Raw genomic sequence first — 25,333 nt, 5'->3', positions numbered from 1 at the left:
GATCCTGCTATGCGTCTGACACGCACCTCTCACACTCCCAAGGCATCCGGGCTGGGTATCTCGCGGCGACAGTTCCTCAAGCGCAGTGGAGCCGCCACCGGCGGTGTTGCCGGCCTCGGTCTACTTGGCAGCCCGATGATGCGTCGCTCCGAAGCCGCCGAGAAAACCCCGTACAGCGACGCACCGGTAGAGACACGCCGGACGATATGTTCACACTGCTCCGTCGGCTGCGGCGTCTATGCAGAGGTTCAGGAAGGCGTCTGGACCCACCAGGAACCGGCCTTCGACCATCCGATCAATCGCGGCGCCCACTGCGCCAAGGGTGCCTCGTTGCGTCAGCATGGCCACTCGACGCGACGCCTGAAATACCCCATGAAACTGGTCGCCGGCGAATGGCAGCGGCTGTCCTGGGATGAGGCCATCGACGAGATCGGCGCCAAGGTGCTGGAACTGACGGATCAGCATGGGCCAGATAGCATCTACTGGCTGGGATCTGCAAAGTTCAGCAATGAACAAGCCTACTTGATGCGCAAGTTTGCGGCGCTGGCGGGCACCAACAACACCGATCACCAGGCCCGTATCTGCCACTCCACGACGGTGGCGGGCGTTGCCAATACCTGGGGCTACGGGGCGATGACCAACTCGCTCAATGACCTCCAGAACAGTCGTTCGATCCTGTTCATCGGCTCCAATCCCAGTGAAGCGCATCCCGTGGCCATGCAGCACGTGCTGCTCGCCAAGGAGCGCAGCCAGGCCGAAATCATTGTGGTGGATCCTCGCTTCACCCGCACCGCAGCGAAGGCCGATCACTACGTGCGGATTCGTCCCGGCTCTGACGTGGCCTTTATCTGGGGACTGCTGTGGCATATCTTCGAAAACGGCTGGGAAGACCGTCAGTACATTGAGCAGCGCGTCTATGCCATGGACGAGGTGCGCAATGAAGTGGCCAACTTCCCGCCCAGCGAGGTAGAGCGAATCACCGGCGTGCCCGAAAATGTCATGCGGGATACCGCAAGGACATTGGCTGACAACCGCCCGGGTTGCATCGTCTGGTGCATGGGAGGCACCCAGCACACCACCGGCAACAACAATACTCGCGCCTACTGCATTCTCGAGCTCGCCCTGGGCAATATCGGCAAGTCAGGTGGTGGTGCAAACATTTTCCGTGGCCATGACAATGTTCAGGGCGCTACCGACCTGGGACTGATGTCCCACTCGCTGCCCGGCTACTACGGTCTCGCCGAGGGCGCGTGGCAACACTGGGCCCAGATCTGGGGGCTGGACTACGAGTGGCTCAAGAGCCGTTTCGACCAGACCGAGTACGCCGACGGCTACCCGATGAATTCCAGCGGGATCACGGTGTCTCGCTGGATTGATGGCGTGCTTGAGGACGATGCCGATATTTCGCAGCGCACCAGCCTCAAGGCGATGTTCTACTGGGGACATGCCGTCAACTCCCAGACGCGTGGCACCGAGATGCAGAAGGCCATGCAGAAGCTGGAGATGATGGTCATCGTCGATCCTTATCCCACTGTGGCTGGCGTCATGCATGACCGCACCGACGGTGTCTATCTGCTGCCGGCCGCCACCCAGTTCGAAAGCTATGGTAGCGTGACGGCCACCAACCGCTCTGTGCAGTGGCGTGACCGTGTGGTGGAACCCGCGTTCGAAGCCAAGCCCGACCACGCCATCATGTATCTGCTTAGCCAACGTCTTGGCTTTGCCGACGAGCTGTTCAAGAACATCCAGGTCAACGGCGATGAGCCACTGATCGAGGACATCACCCGAGAATTCAACCGCGGGATGTGGACCGTTGGCTATACCGGCCAAAGCCCAGAGCGGCTGAAGGCCCACCAGCAGAACTGGCACACCTTCAGTTTCCGTGACTTGCGTGCCGAAGGTGGGCCGGCTGACGGCGATTACTACGGCCTGCCTTGGCCGTGCTGGGGCACGCCAGAACTTGGCCATCCAGGCACTCCGATTCTGTATGACACCAGCAAGCCGGTATCCCAGGGGGGGCTGACCTTCCGGGCTCGCTTCGGTATCGAGCATGAAGGCACCCCTATTCTGGCTGACAACTCCTTCAGCGCCGGGTCTGATCTCGAGGATGGCTATCCTGAATTCAGTGCCGACATGCTCAAGGACCTGGGCTGGTGGGACGAGCTGACCCCAGAGGAAAAGCAGGCTGCAGAGGGCAGGAACTGGAAGACGGATCTGTCCGGCGGCATCCAGCGTGTCGCTATCGCCCACGAGTGCGCCCCCTTCGGCAATGCCAAGGCGCGCTGCAATGTGTGGACCTTCCCCGACCCGATTCCCAAGCATCGTGAACCGCTCTATACCTCGCGACGTGACCTGGTCAAGGACTATCCCACCTGGGAGGACGTGGCCTCCCATTATCGCCTGCCGACGCTCTACCAGAGCATTCAGGAAAACGACGCCAGTCAGAAGTACCCCATCATCATGACGTCTGGACGTCTGGTCGAATACGAAGGTGGCGGCGAGGAAACCCGCTCGATGTCGTGGCTGGCCGAGTTGCAACAGGAGATGTTCGTCGAGATCAACCCTGCCCTGGCCAATGACCTGGGCATCCAGGACGGCAACATGGTCTGGGTCGAAGGTGCAGAAGGTGGACGCATCAAGGTCAAGGCCATGGTCACGCCGCGGGTGGCCAGGGAAGTGGTCTTCATGCCGTTCCACTTCGGTGGCGTGTTCCAGGGAGAAAGTCTGGCCGACCGCTACCCGGAAGGCACGGTCCCCTACGTGATCGGCGAGGCGGTGAATACGGCAACGACATACGGCTATGACTCGGTGACCCAGATGCAGGAAACCAAGTGCACGCTGTGTCGTATCGAGCTCGCGAGCTGAACCGTCGAATCGAACAAGAGATCGGGACCGGTGAACAGCCCGTCCCGACCTCCGGGAAACCAGGAGTTGCAAGATGGCCCAAATGAAATTCATGTGTGACGCAGAGCGCTGCATCGAGTGCAACGGCTGCGTTACCGCCTGCAAGAATGCCAACGAGGTCGAGTGGGGAATCCAGCGCCGGCGCGTGGTCACCCTGAATGATGGTGAACCCTCCGAAGTCTCCATCTCGGTGGCCTGCATGCACTGCGATGACGCCCCCTGCATGGCCGTCTGCCCCACCGACTGCTTCTACAAGACAGATGACGGCATCGTCCTGCACGACAAGGACCTGTGCATCGGCTGCGGCTATTGCCTTTACGCCTGTCCTTTCGGCGCCCCCCAGTTCCCTCAGCAGGATGCCTTCGGCGAACGCGGCAAGATGGACAAATGCACGTTCTGCGCTGGTGGTCCCGCGGACAGCCCGGAAGAAGAGTACGAGAAGTACGGCGCCAACCGTATTGCGGAAGGCAAGCTGCCGCTGTGCGCTGAAATGTGCTCTACCAAGGCTCTGCTGGCCGGTGATGCCCAGACCGTAGCGGATATCTTCCGCGAGCGGGTCGTCCGTCGCGGCCACAAGGACGGCGCCTGGTCCGCTATCGGCAACGGGTCGCCCTCGGCGATCGACGCAATGGCCTACGATGCGACTCAAGACCAGTGAGGAGGCCCCATGAACATGCGTGATGTCTTGAGCCGGCTGGGCCAGGGGTTTCGCTTGCCACTGCTGGCGATAGCCCTTCCAGGAATAGCCCTGCCCGGTTTACTCCTGCTGGTCGCCCTGGCCTTTGGTAGCGCTGCACTGGCTGCCGACCCCAATGCGGAGATTGCGGTCGCCGTGCCCGCCGCTGACGCAGATACCTGGCGACAGGTGAAGGATGGTGAGTCCTTCATCGATACTCGCCATGATTCCACCTACAGCCTGATCAACCAGAGTGGTGAGACCTGGCGTCAATGGCGCAACAAATGGGTATCGCCATTCGGGCTGGTGGCGGTGGGCGGTATGCTGGTCATGATCACGATCTTCTATCTGATCGTGGGGCGCAGCCAGCTCGATGAACCGCGCACCGGTCGCAAGCTGTTGCGCTGGTCGGTCTTAAGCCGAGCACTGCATTGGACCTTGGCCACCCTGTTCCTGATTCTAGCGCTGACCGGGCTCAACATTCTGTATGGCAAGTTTGTGTTCAAGCCCTTGTTCGGGGATGCGGTATGGGCGGCCATGATCAGTGGCACCAAGTTCCTGCACAACTATATCGGCCCCTTCTTCGGCATCCTGCTGATCTTCGTGCTGGCGAAATTCCTGAAGCACAACTGGATCAAGCGCCATGATATCGAGTGGTTCAAGCAGGGGGGCGGCATGATCGGGGACAAGCATCCGGATGCGGGCTTCGCCAATGGCGGGGAGAAGGCGTGGTTCTGGATGCTGGCGACGGCGGGCATGGTGGTCTTTGCCAGCGGACTGGTGCTGGACTTCCCGAACTTCGATCAGAGCCGCGACACGATGCAGTGGGCCAACATCATTCACGCCGTAGGTGCACTGATTCTGACCGCCGTTTCCTTCGGCCATATCTACATTGGCACCCTCGGCACAGAAGGTGCGTTGGAAGGCATGACAACGGGATACGTCGACGAGACATGGGCCAAGCAGCACCACAACTTGTGGTACGAGGAGGTCAAGGATCAGGCCGGTGAAGCACCAGCGGCACAGCCCCACGACGATCAGGCCGACAGCGCCCCCTCCTCGTCCTCACCCTCGTGATCATCAAGGGCTATTGTCCATCGCAGTGACGGTCAAAGCTGCACATCGCTTCACACGTCGCCCCGACTCATGTTCGGGGCGACGTGTTTCTTGCGGGCGGGCTTGGCGTTACCATCATGGCATCCGGCTTTGTGCTCGACATATTTTCTGGAGAACCTCATGCAACATCTCGATGAACACACGCGCACTGAAGTGGAAGCGGCAGCCTTCCGTCGTCTCCTGAAGCACCTTGATGACAACAAGGACGTCCAGAACATCGATCTGATGATCCTGGCAGACTTCTGTCGCAACTGCCTTTCCAAGTGGCTGGTAGCAGCCGCCGATGAGCGCGGTGAAACCATCGACTATGAAAGCGCCCGCGAGTACGTCTACGGGATGCCCTACAGCGAATGGAAGGAACTCTACCAGGCAAAGGCCACGCCAGAGCAGATGGCCGCCTTCGAGGCACGCCAGCAGACCAAGCGTGACAAGCAGCAGAGCAAGGAGAGCCCGAGCTCATGAGCCACGATGCCATGATCGGATTGAAGATCGCCGTCCTCACCGTCTCCGATAGCCGAGATGAAGCGACCGATCGCAGTGGACAGGCATTGGTCCAGCGCCTGGAAGATGCCGGTCACCAGCTGGCCGACAAGCAGATCGTCATCGACGATATCTATCGTATTCGTGCGGTGCTGTCCCAGTGGATCGCGGACCCGGAGGTTCAAGTGGTGCTGACCACGGGCGGCACCGGGTTTACCGGCCGTGATTCGACGCCAGAGGCCGTCAGTGTACTGCTCGACAAGCGAATTGAAGGCTTCGGCGAACTCTTCCGCCAGCTGTCGTGGCAGGAGATTGGAAGTTCTACCGTCCAGAGCCGCTGCCTGGGCGGCATGGCCAATCGCACGGTCATTTTCTGCCTCCCTGGTTCTACAGGGGCTTGCCGCACCGCCTGGGATGGCATCCTTGCCGAACAGCTGGACAGTCGCCACAAGCCCTGCAATTTTGCCAATCTCGTGATTGCGGAGCGCGGACAGCATGACCATTGAGCCGTCGAGCAGGCTGGCACCGATGCAGGACGCCCTGGACACCCTGCTGGAGGGCGTAAAGGCCCTCCCCGAGGAGTCCGTCAGCTGCGACGTCGCCGACGGCCGAGTGCTGGCCAGGGACGTCAAGGCCGTGCTGGACGTACCGCCTTTCGACAACAGCGCCATGGACGGCTATGCCCTGCATCATGAGGATGCCGGCCGGCGTCTACCCGTGGCGCTGAGGATGGCGGCAGGATCGCCCACGGCGAAGCTTGAACGAGGCACCTGTGCACGCATCTTTACCGGTGGCGTGCTGCCACAGGGCGCGGACTGCGTCGTGATGCAGGAAAAGGTGGAGCGTGACGGCAACATCGCGATCATGCCAGCGACGATTCCTGCCGGCGACAACGTGCGCAGGCAAGGGCGTGATGTCACCAGTGGCGACACCCTGCTGGCGGCGGGCACGCGCCTGGATGCCGCTGCCCTGGGGCACCTGGCAGGCCAAGGCATCGTCGAGGTGGCTGTCCACCGCCGACCCCGTGTCGCCCTGCTGTCGACCGGTGACGAGATCATTGACCCGGGCAAGACGCTAGCCCCCGGTCAGATCTACAACTCCAATCGTGCCATGCTACTCAGCTTGCTGCAGCAGTTCGGTGCCGAGGTGGTACTGACCCGCAGCGTGCCAGACACTGCCGAGGGTACTCGCGCGTGTCTGTCTGAAGCTGCCGCGATGGCCGATCTGGTGGTGTCTACGGGTGGGGTCAGCGTAGGCGAGGAAGACCATGTCAAGGCAGCCCTGGAACAGCTGGGTCACCTGGATCTATGGCGCCTCGCCATTCGCCCTGGCAAACCCCTGGCGTTGGGCCAGTTGCCGAATGCAACAGGACATGCGACACGCTTTGTAGGTCTGCCTGGCAATCCAGTCTCCAGCTACGTCGGTGCCTGGCTATTCTTGCGCCCACTGCTCGGCAGCATGCAGGGTTGCCAGCAAATGGCTGAGCTACCGCGCCTTTGGGCACAAAGCGATTTCAGCACCAGCACGGGGCCACGCCAGCACTACATGAGGGTTTCCCTCGACTTCCGTCAGACTGGCATTGCGGCGAAAGCCTTCGACGACCAGAACTCAGGCGTTCTATCTTCCTGCATCAATGCCGACGCCTTGGCCGTCATTCCACCGCACACCGAGATAAGCCCTGGAGATGCTGTCGAGTGCCTGTGGCTACGAACGTCATGAGAGACGTGGGGAGACTTCCCAGTGGCGACGGGTATCCCGCCACAGGATGGCGAAGTCTTCCCGCAGGACGTCGTAATCCTGCTCCAGGTGCGGCACCAGTTCCGCCAGCCGATTGGGACCCGATAAACGCGTACCAATGCCGGCAATCGCGCGGGTGGTGAACGCCAGGCTGGAATAGCGCCGCAACCAGTCCTCACGCACCATCACGGGCACCATCTGGGCCAGCCGCTGCGGCGCACCATGCCGCTCGAACAGTCTGTAGCAGCGATCAATCAGCTCATCCCGCTCGCGCCACTGATCGCCGCCCAGCTCATCAGCGAGAAAGTGGTCCCACATCATGTCCAGCGCAATACCGGCAACGCGACGCCCACCTGCTGGCGCACGAGCCCGTGCGGCAGCGACTCGGGGGTGATGATCGACAAAGGCATCAACCTGGCGATGATGGAGCACGCCTTCCGCGACTGGCGCTGGCCACGCAGACAGGTCGGTCCCCTTGACGCCGTCGGCAATCAAGTTGCCGAGGAGAAAACCGTCACTGCCCTCGCGGGCCAGCCAGCCATGAGCCAGGAAATTCACAGCCGAGCCTAGAGGCAATTGGTCGGTTTAGGCAATCCAGCAAGGCGGGCGCCTAGCTTCGGCGGACTGCCCGGAAATAACCGCATGAGATAGATCGAGCTAGCCTTGTCCTGGCCAAGGGCCTTGCCCACCGCCTTTACCAGGGGGCGCATGGCTGGCGACTGCTCGTAGCGTCCGTAGAACTCCCGCAGCACGTGGAGGATCTCCCAATGCTCCTCGGTAAGCACCAGGCCCTCCCGCCCTGCCAGCGCCTCGGCGACTTCAGGGGTCCAATCGTTAAGATCAACAAGGTAGCCTTCGGGATCGAGTCCGATGGTGCCCGTGCCAAGGTTGAGTTCCTCAGCGGTCTGTGTCGTTGCCATGATGACGCTCTCCTGCTGGACGACGCTGATGACGGTGAATACTGAACGCCATGCCTGTATGGCGCTAGATAACAATAGGTGGGGGCACTGACAGCGAGCATAAACCCCGCGAATCGCCAGGGATGGCAGCTGGTTATCACCAGGCTTACTGACTCAGTACCAGCTCACCACCTTGGTGGCCTGCTCCGTCAAGGCGACAAACTCCTGGATATCAATGACGGTGATGCTATCGAAACAGGCATCGACGAGACCTCGCGACGCCAGATCCTCTTGCAGCGCGAACAGTCTGCCAGTGAGCTGAGGCCAGCGCCCAGCCTGGGCTGGCAGGCTCCCCAGGACACCATCCTCTATGAGCAACAGGCAATCTGCCTCGGTCATGGCGGCCAACGCCTGAAGGTAGACTGACGAATCTAGCGGCGAGCGATTGAGGGTATGCAGAATCATTCTTGCTCCACACGGGCGACAAATGGCAATGGTGCAATAGATGGGTGAAGTCGATGGGTGCAATAGATGAGCCGTGACTCAACCAGCAGGATCGCTTCCGTCGTCCATAGACAGTGAACGCCTCGCAGGCCTCAGAACGTCATTACCAGCGAATGGCATGCCATCAACTGAGCGACACCGCCACTGTCGACAGCGGTGACGTCGATGACCAGCGCGTCTGCCGACATGTCGAGGGCTTCCAGACTGGCACTGTCGGCATAGCACCGATCGATGTCATACATCTCGAGCATGTCCAGCGTCGGCAGAGTTCCCTTCTGGTCCAGCGGGCCTTTGCCCTGACCTGGCATCAAGGCGGCCACGCCACTGCCCATGAACAGAAGCGATACACGGCGCCCAAAGGCGGCAGCCACCAGAGCAGCATCAAGCCCTTCCTTCAGCGCGATACCTGAATGAGGACCATGGCGAAGAATCACCAGCAGTTCTCCCGCTGCCCCCTCGTCGACTGACGTCGTTACCGTCATACCCACTCCTCCGGGTTTGTCCCTGGCCGTGACTCCGGTCGCGTCATGCGCCGAAGGTGATCAGACGGTCACAGTCAACACCAAGGTCGATCAGCTGCCCCAGTCCGGTGAGCGTGAAAGGTGGCGCAAGGCTGTGCCCGTCCTTGCCATGTCGCGCCGCCTCAGCGGCATCGATGATGCCGCGTCGAAGAGCCGCCGCAATGCACACCTCGAGCCTTACCTCATGGTCACGCTGAAGATCTACCCAGCCATCGACAATCTGCGGCTCGTCCTGGGGCGGGGTCGCCAGGCTCGCCGCATTGTGAACGCCATCAGCGTAGAAGAACACGGCTTCCAGGCGGTGACCACGCGCTATCACCGCCTGGGCGAAACGCAGTGCACTATGGGCTGCCTGAGAGCTGTAAGGCGCACCCAGCAACAGGATGGCGTAGCGCATATGTCTCTACCCCTGGACAGCGTCATCAACCACTGGCATCGGGTCTATGGCGACACGGAGCCAGCACAAAAAAATGGCCCCGCATGAGCGGGGCCACCATTCTACGATACTTGTGCCATTCCGTCCCGTCTGGATCAATCCTGGCTGACGACGCCCAGCAGTGACAGCAGGCTGATGAACAGGTTGTAGATCGAGACGTACAGGGTAATGGTAGCGAGGATATAGTTGGTTTCACCGGCCCGATGAACGATCTCGCTGGTTTGATACAGGATCGCTGCCGAGGAGAACAGGACAAAGCCCGCAGAGACCATCAGGGACAGCGAAGGAATGTTGAAGATCAGCGCGGCAACCATGGCCAGGATCAGCACGATGGCACCCGCCATCATGAAGTTGGCCAGGAAGCTGAAGTCCTTGCGGGTGATCAGCGCGACCGCCGACAGACCGAAGAAGGTCAAACCGGTCATGCCCAGCGCGGTCATGATCAGTTCAGGGCCATTCGACAGCGTCAGGTAGGCGCTGAGAATAGGACCAAGGGTGAAGCCCATGAAGCCGGTGAAGGCGAACGTCGCCAATAGCCCCATGACGGAGTTAGCGGTCTTGTGAACCAGGAACATCAGGCCGTATGCGCCAATGAAGAACACCAGAATGTTCATCTGCTGAACGCCGAGGGCCACTGCCGCCCCCGCTGTCACCGCAGAGAACAGCAGTGTCATCGCCAGCAAGCCGTAGGTATTGCGCAAGACCTTATTGGTCGCAGCTACCTGCGTCTGGGTCTGACGACTCACCTGTGACTCTTGATAAGCCATGTATCCGTAGCTCCCTGTTTGTGGACATGCATTCGACACAGCATGCCCATGGGAGGTTCCCGGCGCAAGACGTCCACCTGCGCGGTTTCAACGAAGGGAATTCACCTGAATGGCGCTGCATCCCCGCCACACTTGGCTCGAACAGCGTTTCCTATTGGCGACAAAAAATTGCTTAGCTGCACATTTCTTGCGCAGTTTCCCCCTTGCCAATCGCCTGGGCTAAAGATTAATGACCTGGCTGACGAGGGCTCCTCGGGTAAGCCGTAACACATTGATCGCACACAACTGTTGACGTGAGAAGAAAAGCTGGTAAAGTACATCGCCGTGAGCCGGAGGGATGGCAGAGCGGTTGAATGCACCGGTCTTGAAAACCGGCAAGGGTTAACGCCCTTCCAGGGTTCGAATCCCTGTCCCTCCGCCACCTCGAATTGTCAAACGCCGAATCTGTCCTGCAGATTCGGCGTTTTCGTGATGGTATACCCACCTGGATCGTCAGCACGATCAACCCCTCTCTCACCATACCGATGAAGCTCGAACCAACCCGCCTAGCATTCAGCTGTGTACCGCGCTTTTCTTTTGTCTTTAACCGCTACTCTCATCTCTCTTCTCCCTTATCCCTTCCCACTTTGCTTATTGTTGTTGTTTCTTGTCGGTGTCTCTGCCCTCATCTTCGACCATTGAGCCGGCACTCAGGTTGACGCCCGCCGTTTGAGCAGCAGCTGCCTATAGCGCTCCCAAGCGCTGCGCCTGGCAACCGCACTGACGTGATATCATTAGCAGACTAGGCATTAGCAGATGCCAGGGGATGAGCGGTCCGACTGCTGAAGCGCCGCGCCCCCTGGGGGCAAATGATGCGGACGGACTGAACCTTTTCGTTCCGTCATACTCTTATTGCTCAATAAGATATCGCTTAATGAATACCCTAATCATTACTCAGCATACGGCGCGTGACATCATCGTTGAAGGCTCAGTAAACTTTTGACCATGCTGATGGCTTACAGCACGTAGACTGCGCGCCTTCGCAAAAAGAGCAGAGTTTCCCATGAAGCACTTTCGCGTCGAGAGCTACCAGACCAAGGCGCTCAAACGTACCCGGTGGGCCGTCGTCGCCTTCTCCGACTCATCACCAGGAGCGACACGCCAGGTTATCTCACGCCATGACAGCCAGGACGCGGCGCGGTCGGCAGCAGCCGCCCTTGCCTTCGAGGACAGGCTACCCAACCGCCCTGACGATAAAGCGTAAAGAGCGCCCTATTGGCGCGGTATGGCCACCGCCGACCAGCCCAGGATCGCTACAGGCAACGAGACCCGCCAGACCACGTGGGGCCCATGCCAGAGCTGTCAGGCAAAGAGAAAGGATATAGAGGTGGCACTATAGCGGCCGAGCAGAACACCGAGATGGTACCGCCTCTTGATACTGTCTCTTGGCAGCGGCCATATGCTCTCTTAGCCCACTGATGCGGGACTGATGGCCGGGATGCGTGGACAGGATCTCAGGCGGTTGACTGCCGCCAAGCGCCGCCATATTGCGCCACAAGGTGATGCTGGCGCCAGGATCAAACCCAGCGCGTGCCATGATCGCAAGCCCCATCAGGTCTGCTTCTGACTCATGCACCCGGCTGAAAGGCAGCGCAATGCCTAGCTGACTGCCGATCCCCAGAGCTTCCATCAGCGGCTCCTGGCCGACATCGCCCTCGCTGATCAGACCCACCACCAACAGCACCGCCTTGATGCCTAGCTGCTGAGTCAACCGCTCGTTACCATGCTTAGCCAGCACGTGGGCGATTTCATGTGCAATGACGGCGGCCAGCTGGTCCGGGGACTGCGCGACTTCAAACAAACCCGTGTTGACCCCAATACGCCCACCCGGCAAGGCAAACGCATTGGGTGAAGGGGAGTCGAAGATCACCACCTGCCAGTCCTCGGGTGTCTCCACCTCTGGATATTCCAGGCGAGCTGACTTGATGAGGGCTGCGCTGATGCACTGGACCAGCGCCTTACGCGACACGTCCTGATCCAGAGGAAGCTCATGGCGAAGCTGATCAAAGGCCTGCCTGCCCATATCGCTCATGACGAAACCCGGCACAAGAGCCAGCTGGCTGCGACCAGCCGGCGTTTCGTCGCAGCCGCTCAGCACCACCAGCAGCAACAACAGCAATAGTCGTCTGAGCATGACCATCTCTCCACACGCCTCCCAGGGACGACGCCCCATTGCTCCAAGGCTCTGACAACATGATTCGGACGCCTGCTCACCATCCAGCTGCAGGCTATTCGCCAGGTTTTGTCCGACAAGTCGACGAGCGAAGGTGAAACAAGGCAAACATCGGTGAGAAAGCGCAGTTTACGAGGTGTAAATGAGCATTTAGACCGATGTTTTAACGCCGTATCACCAAGCGCAGGCACTTTCCGTACAAGCCCTAGTACAGGCGCAGCCCCACCTTGGTGATATGGTTTCCCTCCATGTCACTGACCACCCACTGGATACCGTGCCAGTCGACGTCATCGCCCACGACAGGATGACCGCCCAACCGCAGCCCCAGAAACTCCCCTAGCGTCAACGACGCTTCGCCAGGGCTCAGGGTCAATCCGTAAGCGTCGGCCACGTCACCCATGCGCGCCTCAGCATCCAGCGTAAAGGTCCCGAAAAAGGCTCGCTGCTGGCGATGCTTCGCGTCGCCATTGAACAGACGATTCAGCGCAGGCAGGTCATCGCTCTTGCCGATGACACAGATGATGTCGTCCATGCGCAGCTGGGTACTGCCTTTGGGATGCAACATCACGTGCTGACGAAACAGCGCCGAAATCAATGAGCCCGAGGGAAAGCGCAGCAAGCGAATCGGGATGTCTTCAAGATCAGAGTTCTCGACCTTGTAGACAAACATCTCGAAGTCGTTTTCCGGCAAGATGCCAAGCGGGCCGCGATGATTGGGCGTTGCGCTGTCAGGCACCATGACCTTCATCCGCTTGGCCATCCACGGCAAGGTCCCACCCTGAATCAACAGCGATAGCAATACCACCGCAAAGGCCACATTGAAGTAAAGGTCCGCCCGCTCGACGCCGCCAATGACGGGAAAGATGGCCAGCACGATAGGCACCGCGCCGCGCAACCCCACCCAGGAGATAAAGCCGACCTCACGCCAGCGAAAATGAAAGAACGGCTTGAGCGTGAGAATCACCGCCAATGGCCGAGCCACGAAGATCAACGCCAGCGCCACTACCGATGCGGGTAACAGGACGTCGAACAGCGCCGACGGCGTAACCAGAAGCCCCAGCACCAGAAACAGACCTATTTGACTCAACCATGCCAGCCCGTCGTGTACTGGCAAGATGAAGTTGAGATGACGACCGGGCTGATTACCGATCATCAGGCCCGCCAGATAGATAGCCAGGAAGCCGCTTCCTCCAAGAGCACTGGTCAGGCCGAAGACACAGAATCCCAGGGCCAGGGCCAGCAGCGAGTAGAGGCCAGGAGCCAGGTCAAGGTAGCGCAGCAATCTACCGATCAGCCAGCCCGCGCCGAGACCCAGTGCAATGGCGACGGCGAACTGCTGGATAAAGAACAGCAGCATGTCCAGCGGGCCACCCAGGTCCCCCACCAGCGCTTCGATCAACACCAGTGTCAGAAAGATCGCCATGGGATCGTTGGTGCCGGACTCGATCTCAAGGGTCGCACCAACACGCTCATTGAGATTCAGGCCACGCCCGCTGAGCATGGAAAACACCGCAGCAGCGTCCGTCGACCCGACGATGGCTCCGACAAGAAGCCCCTGCAGCAGCGACAGGTCGAACACCCACATCGCCAACAGCCCCACCAGACCGCTGGTGATGAACACGCCTGCGGTGGCCAATCCCAAGGCCGGCCGGAAGCCCACTCGAAAGGTCTTCAGCCGGGTGCGAAGACCGCCATCGAGAAGAATCATCGCCAGCGCCAGGTGACCAATGACGAAGGCTAGGGAATAGTTGTCAAAGTCGATGCCAAGCAGGCCATCCTCGCCCGCCAGCATGCCCAGCCCAAGAAAGAGCACCAGAAGAGGCACCCCCGCCAACGCGGAGAGTCGGCTCGCCAGCACGCTCAACGCGATCAAGGTGCCACATAACAGAAAAAGGCTATTGATGGAGTCCATGCGAGTCCCTTGCAAAGTTCGACCACAGTATCTCATGCGGGTCAAACGCTGATCCATCAAGATGTTGATGGATGCCGCTGGTAGGTGAAATTACCGTTGTATACACTAGCCCGCTGGTACGAACGCCTGATCCACGGGAGACACTTGATGGCGAAGTCAATGCCCTGGCGCCATCGTCTAGGCTGGCTCATGGCCACTGCTTTGACACTGGGCTTTATTAGCGCTTCCTGTCCGGCTGACGAGCAGGGCTCAACCGATGCTGCCGTCGCAGTCGACAGCAGCGAGGCCGCCACGGCGACCCAGCCGCAGGGTGAAAACGATGCTGGGGAGCAGGAAGCGCAGCAGCAAGAGCAGCAGGAAGAACAGCTCGACGAGAGCACCGCCAGCGCTCAGGACGACCCCACGGATACCCCGCCCGCTGCCGAACACGCCAACAACAGTGCGTCCGGTGCCGAGCGACATGATCCCGCGGCAGCCTATGAAGGCCTGCCCACAGGACCAAGCGTGGATACGCCGTCACGGGCCATCGCGCCATCGATCACCGCGGCGCCGGCAGACCCCATCGCTCCCCCGCCCGTGACCACTCTCAACGTCATTCTCGAATGGACCCCGGGTCCGCAGCACGCCGCGCTGCTCGTGGCGCAACACAAGGGACTGTTCCGGCGCCGCGGACTTGACGTTCATCTCAAGACGCCAGCAGATCCGGACGTGGCGGCCAAGCTGGTCGCTGCCTCACAGGCAGATCTTGCCCTGACAGATCAACTCAGCCTGCATGCCGCCGTCGATGACGGGCGCCCTATTATGAGGGTCGCTACGCTGGTGGAGCTTCCCCTCGCGGCGCTCGTCGTGCGTGACGACATCAACGCCGCCTCAGCGCTGTCATTGATCGATCATCGGGTCGGCTACGCCCAGCAATCCGACAAGGATGTCCTGCTTAGAGCCATTCTGCAGCAGGAGGGATTGAACCTGTCACATGTGGAAGCGAAGGACGTGCATTTCAGCATCATTCGCGCCATGAGCGAAAACTGGGTTGATGCGGTCGTTGGCGGCCACGGCATCTCGCTACCACGCGAATTGGGTGACCTGGGAGTGGCGACGCGAGTCATGTCGGCAGCCTCCTTGGGCATACCAATTCACGATGGGCTCATCCTGGTGGCCAACCAGGAACACTATCAGTCACAGCAGGATGCCATTCGTAGATTCATTGACTCGATTGAGGAAGCCACTCGCTGGATCATCGAACATCCCACCGAGGCGTGGGACATCATGGTGCAACAGCAACCGACCATGGACAGCGCAGCAAATGCCGCCGCGTGGCCCGACATCAGGCGCCGACTCAGCCTCCGCCCGGCGGCCATGGATCACGGTCGCTATCGGCGCGTGGAACGCTACCTGCACGACCAAGGCATAGTGAAGGAGATAACCCCAGTGTCTCGCCTTGGCCGCGACCCAGGCTGAACCTGGGTCAGAGCCCAGAGCCCAGAGCCCTAAGCCACGAGCCCCAAGCCCCAAGCCCGGCCGCAAGCGCCACGAAATGACCGAGTGCCTTTTATCCGCCTGGCGTTGGCCGTTATCGCGGCACCTGTCGCTGTTAGACTGACTAGGCTAATGGTTCAAGAAAGCGATCGATGCACTGCTGGAATTCCTTGGCCTTCTCGGTATGCAGCCAATGTCCGGCGTCAAGGGTTTCCAGCGAAGCCTCCGGCAGCACTTCACGAACCGCCGCCAACCTGGCGTCAGCCACATAGTCCGAGCGACTACCGCGAATGACGATGGAAGGCACTCGAATGGGACCCTGACCGGCGGGTTCGGCCATGATGTCTTCGTAACTTCCCTCGATGGCATCCAGATTGACCCTTAGGCAAAGTACATTGCCTTCCCCCCGAACGAGGTTGGTCGCCAAGAACATGCGGGTTGGCTTGTCCTCCACATGCGCAGCCATCAGCTCATCAGCTTCTCGGCGGTCCTTGGGGGCAGACGCCTCCACCGCACGTAGCGCCGCGAACACACTGTCATGTCGGTGCTCGTAGGCTACCGGCGCAATATCGGCCACCATCAGGGACGCGACAAGATCCGGATACAGGCGAGCAAGAGACATGACCACCTTGCCACCCATGGAATGCCCCAGCAGGTGGACCTTGTCGGCCCCTGATCCCGTGATGACGTCGGCCAGGTCCTCTGCCATGTCCTCGTAACTCATGCCGTCTGCGTGGGGAGAGCGCCCATGGTTGCGAAGATCGACCGCGATGACACGGCGCTGTTGCGACCAGTGCTTGACGTGGGAGCGCCAGTTGTCGGCGCTACCTAGCAGGCCATGCACAATCACCAGGGGCACTCCCGGCCCACCGCTGTCAGCTACTTCAAGGGCAACCGCCATGTCTGCAACTCCTTCTCTTGCGCAATTCTAGGATCAGCCCCCACCCGCGATGGGGGAAAGAAATGGGGTAAGCACAAAGCTTACCCCGTCGCACCAGCGCCGCAAGGCTGACTTGGCCGTACCACTAGCCACGCCGATCTGCTGCGCGCTCCGGCCAGCGGTCGGCACTGCCCGTGGCGACGATCAGGCGCTGAGTCAGCGTCTTGAGCAACACCCCGTAAAGGGGCAGGAAGAACGCCAGACTGATGGCCAGCTTGATGGCGTAGTCCACTGCCGCAATTTCCGGCCAGTGCAAAGCCATGAAGGGATCAGGCCCCGCATGGAAGGCAATGGCGAAAAACGCCAGCGTATCGACAAGATTACCGAGCAGCGTGGAAGCTGCTGGGGCTACCCACCAGGCGCCCAAGCGCCGTAAGCGATCAAACACCTGCACGTCCAGCAGCTGGCCGAGCAGATATGCCATAAAACTGGCAAGCGCAATACGCGCGACAAGGAGGTTGACCTCATCGAAGGCAGCCATGCCCACGTAGCTTCCCTTGGGAAAAATCACCGACACCAGATAGGAGATCACCAGGGCTGGCAGCATGACCCGCAAGATGATCGCCCGAGCGGGCTCCTTACCGAACAGCCTTACCGTCAGGTCCGTGGCGAGAAAGATGAAGGGAAAACTGAAGGCGCCCCAGGTGGTATGCAAGCCAAATACCGTGAAGGGCAACTGCACGAGGTAGTTGCTGGCGGCAATGACGGCAATATGAAAAGCCACCATAAGTGCCAGCAATCGACGGCGCTGATCGGTCGTAAGCGTCAACATAGCGAACCTTTTTGGTAAGGGGTGAGGGAACCCTGGTGATCGAGTCATGACGACAGACGTCGCGCATGAGGGTGTTGAGAGGCAGCAAACGTAGGCCCTGCTCGGGGAAACCGAGGTAGACCCGAGACGCAAACACCCCAAAAGTGCCTGCCGCGCGCTCTTATGCCGGGTGCAGGATTATACGCACATCGCCATGGCCATGCCATGCATGCCACGCGGCAGCCAGCCTGGAGGCCGCCTGCGCCCCCACCACACGACGATGAAACAGCGTCTGTTAGCGCCCGTTGCGAATCGATTCTCTTTAGTCAATATCGGTAACAACACGAAGGCTATGGTTACTTAACGAGACAATAATTTGCTAATTCTGCTGTAGCGGTCACAAACAAGCGTTTAAGACGCGTTTACTCCTACAATGCGCTATAATTGAGGAGTTTCTTAATCACTGACGCACTGAAAGGCGAGCCGTCCTGGAGCGACATAAGCCTGGAGCAACCCAGGCCTGAAGCAACCTAGGTTCAGAGCACCCCAGGCATACAGCGAAAACGTCTATGGGCTTGTGTTGCAGCCCCAAGCGGGAGCGGGATGGCAACGCTGATCATCCGCGCTCACTTAATCAGGGTGACAAGACATTTATGCGAAACACTGCAACCTCTTGCAACGCCCCACCCGTCCAGAACCTGCTGGACCGCAAGCCAGCGCCGGGTGTCGATATGATCAGTCACCATTGCAGTGGAGAGTGCTGATGAACAGCCAACAACGTGTTGCCGGTCGTCTGCTTGAGGGAGGAGACGCCGTGGTCGATAGGGCCAGCGGCCTGCTCAAGGCGATTGCCAACGACAACCGGTTACGAATTCTCTGCCTGCTGGAAGGACACGAACTCTCCGTCACGGAGCTTAATCAACGACTTAGCCTCAGCCAATCCGCCCTATCGCAACATCTGGCCATTTTAAGGCGCGCGGAACTGGTCACTACGCGGCGCTCCTCTCAGACCATCTACTACTCACTCAATGGTGAAAGTGCGAGCATCATGATCGCCGCGATCGTCAAGATGAACGCCGCCAATGACGATTGATGGCCGTCAGATCGAGACGGACAAAAGGCAGGATGCCAACCGTCTTGAGTATCGCTACAAGGCTTGAGGACCAACGCTGTCACGCAGAGCGTGGCGAAAAACTCAAGCCTTGTGCAGGCGGGTGTTACTCGTCTCCTTCCAGCAATACCCTTTAACGATGCTCCCAGCGGGATGCGTCCAGGCGCTCTTCTACTCTATCAAGGGCCTTGTCCACCACAGCAGAAGAGGAAAAGCCTAGCCGCTGAGCTAGCGTCGGCACTGACGACAGCTTGACGCTAAAGACCCGCCGTTCGGACATCACCTGAGCGAGATAGGCTTCGCTGGTCGCCACTTCATCTGCCAACCCCTTCGCCACGGCTTCCTCGCCATACCAGACCTCGCCAGTGGATACGGCTTCAATATCCACATGGGTACGACGCTCAGCTACGTAGGACTTGAACCTCTCGTGAATATTCTCGAGATCCTGCTGAAGCTTGTCTCGTCCCTCATCGGTATTTTCGCCTAACACCGTCACCGTTCTTTTGTAGCGACCGGCGGTAAACAGCTCGACGTCGATGTCATGGCGCTTCAACAGTCGATGGACGTTAGGAACCTGTGCCACGACACCAATGGAACCGATGACGGCGAAAGGTGCCACGATAATGCGCTTGGCGTTGCAGGCCATCAGATACCCGCCACTGGCGGCCACCTTGTCGACACATACCGTGGTATTGAGACCCGCAGCATTGAGCCTGTCCAGCTCTGCAGCAGCTTGCCCGTAGGCATGGACCACTCCGCCAGGGCTCTCGATACGAACGATGACATCATCCCCCTCACGGGCAGTATCGATCAGCAGTGAGACCTCCCTGGCCAGGCGGTCGACCCCACTGGCCTTGAGATTACCGTGAAAGTCCAGGACCCAGGCAGTAGACCTGCTATCGTCACCTTGGCCTGCCTCTTTCGTCTCGTCCGATGACGTCTTGAAGGGCCAGAGCCCCCGGCGGCGCTTGGGCGACATGGCCTGAACAAGCCTCGCCCGCAGCCGGCGCTGGCGCTGGCCCAAGTCGACAATCTGCAGCTGCTCTCGCCCTTCGCTCCTCTGGCCGCGTGATCCAAGCGCAATCGCTCCCATGACAACCAGCGCGACCAGCAGCAACTGAACAAAAAACGTCACCAATTCACCCAACCACTCTTCCATGACATCCTCCTGCGACACTTATAACGTGAGACGAGGCCGAACAGACAGAATCATGCTTTACAACCACCAGCATGCTCGGCAACGACAATCTCGACCTTGATTAAAACATCCGTTTGAAATACGCTTCCGTACAGATTCCCAGACCCCAGGATGCAACATGTCAACCACCCTCGAGTCCCTGCGCTCTCGCTTCAACCCGGATGCTGCCAAGGGCATGAACGAAGTCTTCCAGTTCCATTTCAGCGATGTCGAAGACTACTACGTGGTCATCGATGATGGCGCGCTGGATATCCAGCAAGGCGAGCATGACGACCCTTCTGTCAGCCTGAGCATGAGCAGTGAGACGCTCAAGGGAATCATGCAAGGCAACATCAACGGCATGACGGCCTTCATGACCGGTAAACTAAAGGCAACCGGCAACATCATGCTGGCGACACGGCTTACCGACCTGTTCCCGAGCTGATAGCCCGCGGCCAGCAGACAAGCTGCTGGCCGCTCTGCGCGACTGTCGTTCTTCGACGCCGACCTGGACTGACAGGCGCTTACACAGCTCATCCCTAAAGCCGTTCATTTCTCAAGCCGTTCACCCCTCAATGAGTTCATCCGCCAAGTGGCTCAGGCCCTAACCACCCCGGCCGTCGCGCACCTCAGCCAGGTGCAGCTCTATCAGTTCGCGGGAAATCGAGTAGAGAGGGGGAAGCTGGGGTAGTGTGCGCGGTGTAAACCAGGCGGCATCCTGAATTTCATGGCCATCAATCCGGATTCTTCGGGTCGAGGCTTCCACTAGATAGCCAAGCATCAAAGAATGCGGAAATGGCCACGCCTGACTGCGAATGTAACGTAGCCGTCCCAACGAGATACCGACCTCTTCATGCACTTCACGATGCACGGCCTGCTCGGCAGATTCGCCGGGCTCGATGAATCCCGCCAGAGTGGAATATCGCCCAGGGGGAAACCTGGGACTGCGAGCCAGCAGCAGCGACTCACCATGGGTCACCAGGGTAATGATACACGGTGAAATACGAGGATAGTTGCGATGACCGCAATGGTAGCAGTGCATCGCAAATTCGTGCTCGAGCCGCGTGGCGGCCTGGCCGCAGCGCCCGCAGTAGCGGTGGTTGGCCATCCAGGCCCCCACCTGAAGCGCGGTCGACACGAGGGCGAACCATGATTCGGGTAACTGAGCCAACCATCCACGGCCGTCGATCCAGTCATCCCCTGGCTCGGATTCCAGACGCAGTCCAATCGGGTCGTCGTTCCACCAGCAAAGGGGTTGCACCTGGTCGTCCCAGTCCTGAACCAGCCCCAGTGGCGTATCGTCGACGCCAGGGGCGATGCGTCCTTCCGACAGCCTGATCACTCGGCCGCGCGCTATTCCCTGCGGCAGCTCCCGACGTAGCATCAGTGACTCTCCTCCTTGGGCTGACCTAGGCCAGCATACTCCGGTGCCAAGTGATCCCAATGACACTGGCCCGCCTTGGACCTCACGGCGTCGAGCTTCGCCAGGTGCGCCTGCTGCTCATCCTCATCGGGACGAATCACCGTCAGCCGCCCTGCATCCAGTGACAAGCGGCGCACTGACAACTCACCCGGAACTGCCGCCTGCTGATCCTTGTCATCTCCGGCATCCAGCGTCAGCGCGGTCTGGCCGCCCGTCATTGCTAGATAGACGTCGGCCAGAATCTCAGCGTCAAGCAAGGCGCCGTGAAGCACCCGGTGACCGTTGTCGATGTCATAGCGCTTGCACAGCGCATCCAGGCTGTTGCGTTGGCCGGGATGCAGCTCCCGCGCCATCATAAGGGTATCCAGCACGCCGCAATGCTGCCTGACCGGACCAGGATAGAGATCGGGCCGAGTCGCCTTCAGCAGCGAGAATTCATGATCGATGAAGCCCACGTCGAAGGGTGCGTTATGGATAACCAATTCAGCCCCCCGTATGAAGTCCCAGAACTCGGCTGCCACGTCGGCGAAGACCGGCTCGTTGGCGACTCGCTCATTGGTGATACCGTGAATCCCGATGGCTTCAGCATCGATATCACGTTCTGGATTGATGTACTGATGATAGGTGTTACCGGTGAGGCGACGATTGATCATCTCCACCGCACCGATCTCAATCATTCGGTGACCATCGCGGGTCTCGATACCGGTGGTCTCAGTATCCAGCACTATCTGTCGCATGGGGATTTCCTGAATGTGGTAACGCCAGCGCCTGTGGGGTCAGGCGCCGCTCAACAAGTCGTCGATGGCTTCGTTGACCAGCCTGTCGGCAGCTTCATTGCCTGGGTGGCCGCTGTGCCCCTTGACCCAGTGCCACTCGATCTGATGACGCTGGGTTTGGGCGTAGAGCTCGCGCCAGAGATCAGCATTCTTGACCGGTTGCTTGGCAGCTGTCTTCCAGCCACGCTTGATCCACCCGTGAATCCACTCGGTAATGCCCTTGCGCAGGTATTCTGAGTCTGTCCACAGCGCGACTCGGCATTCCCGCTTCAACACGCCGAGGGCGCGTATCGCGGCGGTCAGCTCCATTCGATTATTGGTGGTGTCATGCTCGGCGCCCTTGAGCTCCTTGCGATGGTCGCCACTCTCGAGCAGCGCGCCCCACCCTCCTGGCCCTGGGTTACCTCGACACCCTCCGTCCGTATAAATAGTGACGACAGGGAGTGAGTCCGGTGTGGTCAACGCATTTCACCCTTTTTTCTGCTTCTGATGTTGTCGGACGCTAGGCTCCAGACAGGTGGTACCCAGGTGAGCACCACCGACCTGCAGGCCAAACAGCGGCCGCCGTCCTTGTGTGCACGCCAACTGAGAGCGACAGCGCGCCTGAATGATGTAGCAGTCGCCCATCGGCAGGTTATAGCGCCGACCCAGGGTTTCCAGCATGGTGTTGCGCCCGGACAACCCCGGCAGACGAAAGCGGCAGTAGTCTAACCGGTCGATCTCGACATCGACAAACTCCAGCCAGTCCCTGAGCGTACCCGGTGTTCGCCAGTGTCCCTGACCTGGCAGATGGCGTCGCTGCCGTGGGCTGAGCCTCATCAGCCCGGACACCGACAAGGGAGACCACCCGAGCAGCACCAGCCTGCCCTGCGGCGCCAATACACGCACGGCCTCCTGCAGCAATTGATGAGGATGGGCCACGACCTCGAGTAGATGATTGAGCACTACTAGATCAACGGCCCCATCGGGTAGCGGGAGGCGCTCGGGCAGGCATATCAGCGTGCTGGAACTTTCCGCCAACTCCCTGGTCGGAGACCATCGTATCCAGTGACGCACGGCGGTCATGTCGACCAAAGGTTCGGCCAGAGATAGCTCGAGGCCATGCTGGCCGCACCAGCGCTCCGCCAGAGGACCCAGACAGGCCCTCTCGCAACGGCGGACAGCTTGACCACTGTCACTGGACCAGTAGCGTCGAGCGTGCCGTATCAGGCGCGCGAGCTCCATCGGCTCCGACGCATTTGACATAGTGGACTCGTGCCTCCAAAGTGTCTGATTTTGCAGGGCGAAAAGCGAAGTTTACTGAAGACATCAGCTGCCGCCTGTCGCCACTAGCAGAGCGCCTGCAAGCTAACTAGACGTGTGCGCCTGCGGCATTAAATCCAGTGGCTATCGACTCTGCGGCTTTCGAAGGAACCTGACGACCATGCTAAGCGTGACACCGATTCCTGCCTTTAGCGACAACTATATCTGGCTACTGCGCCAGGATTCGAGTCAAGAGGTCTGCGTGGTCGATCCAGGCGACGCCGAGCCCGTCATTCAGCTGCTCGAACGGGAAAACCTGACGCTGGGATGCATCCTGGTGACCCATCACCACCATGACCATACAGGCGGCATCGCCGAACTGGTCGAGCGCTACTCACCGAGTGTGGTCGGACCCAGAGCGTCAGACTCGGACGCTCCCACGGTCGAGGGCATTACCGAGATCGTCGGTGATGGTGATGAACTACGCGTGATGGGGCGCCTGTTCGAGGTGATGGCGGTTCCAGGGCACACCCTCGACCACATCGCTTTCTTCACCGCTGGCATCCCCTCTCTGCTGTTTTGTGGAGACACCTTGTTCAGCGGTGGCTGTGGCAGATTGTTCGAAGGATCCCCCGAACAGATGCTGCGCTCCCTCGAGCGGCTGAATACGCTACCAGCCGAAACCCTGGTATTCTCGGCCCACGAATACACCCTGGCCAACCTTGCCTTTGCGCAGGCGGCCAATCCAGGCAACCCCGAGGTTGCCCGTGCCCTGACCGACTGTCAGAAAGCACGTGAACTGGACCGACCCACGCTGCCAACAACGATGGAACGTGAGCGCCGTATCAATCCTTTCCTTCGTTGCGATGATGAGGATGTCAAGCGCGCTGCATCAGCTCATGGGTCGACCGACAGCACGGACGCCACCTTTGCCACGTTGAGAGCCTGGAAGGATGACTTCTAAGGTCGCCATCAACTAGGCGTTCCATGTACATCGCCCCATGACAGGTTCGTGAACCCTTTCATGAACCGGGAGAACTCTTACGCATGACATTTCACACGACCCGTAGACGACTTCTTGGTGCGGCCAGTAGTCTGGCGCTCCTTGGCTCGTTGATGGCCGGTGCCTATACCTCGCAAGCCTCACCGCTCCCACCCGGTGGAGCACTGCCCTATAACAGCGGCCCCGGCAGCACTGCGGCCGCCCAGGGCGGCGCTGCGGCGCACCAGCATTTGACCACCCACTTCTGGGACGCGCTGGAACTGGAACCGCAGGATGCCTGGACCAGCCTGCGCGGAGATTTTCAGTGGAACGATGTGGCCGTCAATGCGCGTGTGCAGGAGTGGATCGACTACTACCAGAAAAGTCCCCACAACGTTGCCGAGATCACCGAACGCGCCCGTCCGTGGCTAGCCTGGATCACCCAACAGGTGGAATCCCGCGGCCTCCCCGGCGAGATCGCCTTGATCCCGTTCGTGGAAAGCTCCTTTGATCCCAAGGCACGCAGCCACTTTGGCGCCGCTGGACTGTGGCAAATCATGCCGCGTACAGGCGACGCGCTGGGGCTGAAGCGCAACGGTGCCTGGGATGGCCGCAACGACGTCGTGGCATCGACTCGCGCCGCCCTGGACTACATCGAGATGCAGGCCGATCAGTGGTACGAAGGCGATCTGATGCTGTCTCTGGCTGCCTACAACGCTGGCGCTGGCACGGTCAACAATGCCCGCCGCGCCGCGCAGGCAAGAGGCCTGGCCGGAGACTACTGGGACCTCAATCTTCCCGCCGAAACGATGGCCTACGTTCCCAAGCTGATTGCGATTTCTCGTATCATCGATAACCCCGAGCGCTACGGCGTGACGTTACCTGACATCAGCGGCTCCGCGGCCTTCGCCAAGGTCTCGGTGACAGCTCCCATCTCGCTCAGCAAGGCCGCCGCCCTCGCCGGCGTGACCACAAGCGAGCTGGCCGAGCTGAACCCTGGGCTGAAGTCACGCAACGTCAATCCTCGCCACACCCGTCAAATTCTGGTCCCTGCCGAGAGCGCAGCGACCCTGCGCAGCGCCCTCACCAACATCAACGATGTTCAGGTGGCCAGCGCAGACTCGGCAGACACCCATGTGGTCGAGAGCGGCGAGACCCTCACGCGCATCGCCATGCTCTACTCTGTGTCACCTCGTGACCTTGCCCAATGGAATGGCATCGATAATCCGCAGGCTTTACAACCGGGCCAGCAACTGACACTTTCCGGAAGATAAGGCGGACGCCATTCTGG

27 protein-coding genes and 1 tRNA gene are annotated in these 25,333 nt (G+C 59.9%); 13 read left to right on the top strand and 15 right to left on the bottom strand.

Going from position 1 to position 25,333, the window contains the following annotated elements:
- Positions 1 to 9 precede the first annotated feature (9 nt).
- The 6 genes from KUV41_RS09990 to glp all read left to right on the top strand — a co-directional run bounded on the left by KUV41_RS09990 (position 10) and on the right by glp (position 6,895).
- Complete coding sequence (locus tag KUV41_RS09990) at positions 10 to 2,865, top strand: formate dehydrogenase subunit alpha (RefSeq protein ID WP_222485915.1); 2,856 nt, start codon at positions 10 to 12, stop codon at positions 2,863 to 2,865.
- A 73-nt stretch (positions 2,866 to 2,938) separates the two neighbouring features.
- The gene (fdh3B, locus tag KUV41_RS09985) at positions 2,939 to 3,562 is read left to right on the top strand and encodes a formate dehydrogenase FDH3 subunit beta (RefSeq protein WP_206938871.1); all 624 of its coding nucleotides are present in this window, start codon (positions 2,939 to 2,941) and stop codon (positions 3,560 to 3,562) included.
- A 9-nt stretch (positions 3,563 to 3,571) separates the two neighbouring features.
- Positions 3,572 to 4,657 carry a formate dehydrogenase subunit gamma gene (locus KUV41_RS09980; RefSeq protein WP_222485913.1) on the top strand — a complete coding sequence of 362 codons (1,086 nt, stop codon included), beginning with the start codon at positions 3,572 to 3,574 and terminating at the stop codon, positions 4,655 to 4,657.
- Positions 4,658 to 4,816: 159 nt separating this feature from the next.
- Positions 4,817 to 5,158, top strand: coding sequence for a DUF1244 domain-containing protein (locus tag KUV41_RS09975; RefSeq protein WP_206938875.1), 342 nt, complete (start codon positions 4,817 to 4,819; stop codon positions 5,156 to 5,158).
- Positions 5,155 to 5,682, top strand: coding sequence for a molybdenum cofactor biosynthesis protein B (gene moaB / locus KUV41_RS09970; protein WP_206938882.1), 528 nt, complete (start codon positions 5,155 to 5,157; stop codon positions 5,680 to 5,682). The genes KUV41_RS09975 and moaB overlap by 4 nt, the downstream gene beginning before the upstream one ends.
- A complete protein-coding gene (glp, locus tag KUV41_RS09965; RefSeq protein WP_222485911.1) occupies positions 5,672 to 6,895 on the top strand; it encodes a gephyrin-like molybdotransferase Glp in 1,224 nt (407 codons plus the stop codon). The genes moaB and glp overlap by 11 nt, the downstream gene beginning before the upstream one ends.
- Here the strand turns inward: glp and KUV41_RS09960 are convergent.
- From KUV41_RS09960 to KUV41_RS09935, 6 genes are all read right to left on the bottom strand, one after another.
- Entirely contained in the window at positions 6,890 to 7,471 is a 582-nt protein-coding gene (locus KUV41_RS09960; protein ID WP_222485909.1) for an ACP phosphodiesterase, read from the bottom strand. The two genes, glp and KUV41_RS09960, sit on opposite strands and share 6 nt — an antisense overlap.
- An 8-nt stretch (positions 7,472 to 7,479) precedes the next feature.
- Positions 7,480 to 7,833: a TusE/DsrC/DsvC family sulfur relay protein gene (locus tag KUV41_RS09955; protein ID WP_206938885.1), complete on the bottom strand. Its 354-nt coding sequence runs from the start codon at positions 7,831 to 7,833 to the stop codon at positions 7,480 to 7,482.
- A gap of 153 nt (positions 7,834 to 7,986) precedes the next feature.
- On the bottom strand, positions 7,987 to 8,277 hold the full coding sequence (tusB, locus tag KUV41_RS09950) for a sulfurtransferase complex subunit TusB (RefSeq protein ID WP_222485907.1): 291 nt from the start codon (positions 8,275 to 8,277) through the stop codon (positions 7,987 to 7,989).
- 131 nt (positions 8,278 to 8,408) lie between these two features.
- On the bottom strand, positions 8,409 to 8,798 hold the full coding sequence (locus KUV41_RS09945; protein ID WP_206938897.1) for a DsrE family protein: 390 nt from the start codon (positions 8,796 to 8,798) through the stop codon (positions 8,409 to 8,411).
- 43 nt (positions 8,799 to 8,841) lie between these two features.
- On the bottom strand, positions 8,842 to 9,234 hold the full coding sequence (gene tusD, locus KUV41_RS09940) for a sulfurtransferase complex subunit TusD (RefSeq protein ID WP_222163787.1): 393 nt from the start codon (positions 9,232 to 9,234) through the stop codon (positions 8,842 to 8,844).
- Between the two features lie 134 nt (positions 9,235 to 9,368).
- The gene (locus tag KUV41_RS09935) at positions 9,369 to 10,040 is read right to left on the bottom strand and encodes a Bax inhibitor-1/YccA family protein (RefSeq protein ID WP_222485905.1); all 672 of its coding nucleotides are present in this window, start codon (positions 10,038 to 10,040) and stop codon (positions 9,369 to 9,371) included.
- A 331-nt stretch (positions 10,041 to 10,371) separates the two neighbouring features.
- On the opposite strand from KUV41_RS09935, the gene KUV41_RS09930 reads away from it, so the two are divergent.
- Positions 10,372 to 10,461 (top strand) — tRNA-Ser (locus tag KUV41_RS09930).
- Positions 10,462 to 11,082: 621 nt separating this feature from the next.
- Positions 11,083 to 11,283: a hypothetical protein gene (locus KUV41_RS09925; RefSeq protein WP_222485903.1), complete on the top strand. Its 201-nt coding sequence runs from the start codon at positions 11,083 to 11,085 to the stop codon at positions 11,281 to 11,283.
- Between the two features lie 129 nt (positions 11,284 to 11,412).
- On the opposite strand, the gene KUV41_RS09920 is transcribed toward KUV41_RS09925, so the two are convergent.
- Both KUV41_RS09920 and KUV41_RS09915 read right to left on the bottom strand, forming a co-directional pair.
- On the bottom strand, positions 11,413 to 12,213 hold the full coding sequence (locus tag KUV41_RS09920) for a M48 family metallopeptidase (protein ID WP_222485901.1): 801 nt from the start codon (positions 12,211 to 12,213) through the stop codon (positions 11,413 to 11,415).
- 244 nt (positions 12,214 to 12,457) lie between these two features.
- The gene (locus KUV41_RS09915) at positions 12,458 to 14,164 is read right to left on the bottom strand and encodes a potassium/proton antiporter (protein ID WP_206938927.1); all 1,707 of its coding nucleotides are present in this window, start codon (positions 14,162 to 14,164) and stop codon (positions 12,458 to 12,460) included.
- Positions 14,165 to 14,311: 147 nt separating this feature from the next.
- Between KUV41_RS09915 and KUV41_RS09910 the strand changes: the two genes are divergently transcribed.
- A complete protein-coding gene (locus KUV41_RS09910) occupies positions 14,312 to 15,622 on the top strand; it encodes an ABC transporter substrate-binding protein (protein WP_222485899.1) in 1,311 nt (436 codons plus the stop codon).
- Positions 15,623 to 15,764: 142 nt separating this feature from the next.
- Here KUV41_RS09910 and KUV41_RS09905 read toward each other — a convergent pair whose 3' ends face one another.
- Complete coding sequence (locus KUV41_RS09905; protein ID WP_222483287.1) at positions 15,765 to 16,541, bottom strand: alpha/beta fold hydrolase; 777 nt, start codon at positions 16,539 to 16,541, stop codon at positions 15,765 to 15,767.
- A gap of 124 nt (positions 16,542 to 16,665) precedes the next feature.
- Positions 16,666 to 17,352 (bottom strand): 7-cyano-7-deazaguanine/7-aminomethyl-7-deazaguanine transporter, encoded by a 687-nt coding sequence (locus KUV41_RS09900; RefSeq protein WP_222485897.1) that lies wholly within the window; start codon positions 17,350 to 17,352, stop codon positions 16,666 to 16,668.
- A 742-nt stretch (positions 17,353 to 18,094) separates the two neighbouring features.
- Here KUV41_RS09900 and KUV41_RS09895 point away from each other — a divergent pair.
- Positions 18,095 to 18,424 (top strand): ArsR/SmtB family transcription factor, encoded by a 330-nt coding sequence (locus KUV41_RS09895; protein ID WP_206938942.1) that lies wholly within the window; start codon positions 18,095 to 18,097, stop codon positions 18,422 to 18,424.
- Positions 18,425 to 18,575: 151 nt separating this feature from the next.
- On the opposite strand, the gene sohB is transcribed toward KUV41_RS09895, so the two are convergent.
- Entirely contained in the window at positions 18,576 to 19,601 is a 1,026-nt protein-coding gene (sohB, locus tag KUV41_RS09890) for a protease SohB (RefSeq protein WP_222485895.1), read from the bottom strand.
- 157 nt (positions 19,602 to 19,758) lie between these two features.
- Between sohB and KUV41_RS09885 the strand changes: the two genes are divergently transcribed.
- Positions 19,759 to 20,064 carry an SCP2 sterol-binding domain-containing protein gene (locus KUV41_RS09885; protein ID WP_222163780.1) on the top strand — a complete coding sequence of 102 codons (306 nt, stop codon included), beginning with the start codon at positions 19,759 to 19,761 and terminating at the stop codon, positions 20,062 to 20,064.
- A 159-nt stretch (positions 20,065 to 20,223) separates the two neighbouring features.
- On the opposite strand, the gene nudC is transcribed toward KUV41_RS09885, so the two are convergent.
- The 4 genes from nudC to KUV41_RS09865 are packed head-to-tail and all read right to left on the bottom strand — an operon-like array spanning position 20,224 to position 23,063.
- A complete protein-coding gene (nudC, locus tag KUV41_RS09880) occupies positions 20,224 to 21,003 on the bottom strand; it encodes an NAD(+) diphosphatase (RefSeq protein WP_222485894.1) in 780 nt (259 codons plus the stop codon).
- On the bottom strand, positions 21,003 to 21,779 hold the full coding sequence (dnaQ, locus tag KUV41_RS09875) for a DNA polymerase III subunit epsilon (RefSeq protein WP_222485892.1): 777 nt from the start codon (positions 21,777 to 21,779) through the stop codon (positions 21,003 to 21,005). Before dnaQ ends, nudC begins: the two co-directional genes overlap by 1 nt.
- A 39-nt stretch (positions 21,780 to 21,818) precedes the next feature.
- The gene (gene rnhA / locus KUV41_RS09870) at positions 21,819 to 22,280 is read right to left on the bottom strand and encodes a ribonuclease HI (RefSeq protein ID WP_206938954.1); all 462 of its coding nucleotides are present in this window, start codon (positions 22,278 to 22,280) and stop codon (positions 21,819 to 21,821) included.
- A 6-nt stretch (positions 22,281 to 22,286) separates the two neighbouring features.
- A complete protein-coding gene (locus tag KUV41_RS09865) occupies positions 22,287 to 23,063 on the bottom strand; it encodes a class I SAM-dependent methyltransferase (protein ID WP_261395995.1) in 777 nt (258 codons plus the stop codon).
- A gap of 178 nt (positions 23,064 to 23,241) precedes the next feature.
- Between KUV41_RS09865 and gloB the strand changes: the two genes are divergently transcribed.
- Positions 23,242 to 24,024, top strand: coding sequence for a hydroxyacylglutathione hydrolase (gene gloB / locus KUV41_RS09860; RefSeq protein WP_222485890.1), 783 nt, complete (start codon positions 23,242 to 23,244; stop codon positions 24,022 to 24,024).
- Positions 24,025 to 24,107: 83 nt separating this feature from the next.
- The gene (locus KUV41_RS09855) at positions 24,108 to 25,316 is read left to right on the top strand and encodes a transglycosylase SLT domain-containing protein (RefSeq protein WP_222485888.1); all 1,209 of its coding nucleotides are present in this window, start codon (positions 24,108 to 24,110) and stop codon (positions 25,314 to 25,316) included.
- Positions 25,317 to 25,333: the final 17 nt, after the last annotated feature.

It is taken from the genome of Halomonas sp. DP8Y7-1 (assembly GCF_019801685.1).
In the GTDB taxonomy this organism is placed as follows: domain Bacteria; phylum Pseudomonadota; class Gammaproteobacteria; order Pseudomonadales; family Halomonadaceae; genus Halomonas; species Halomonas litopenaei_A.
Note: the sequence above shows the minus strand (reverse complement) of the source record. Positions and strands in the feature narration are given on the sequence as shown.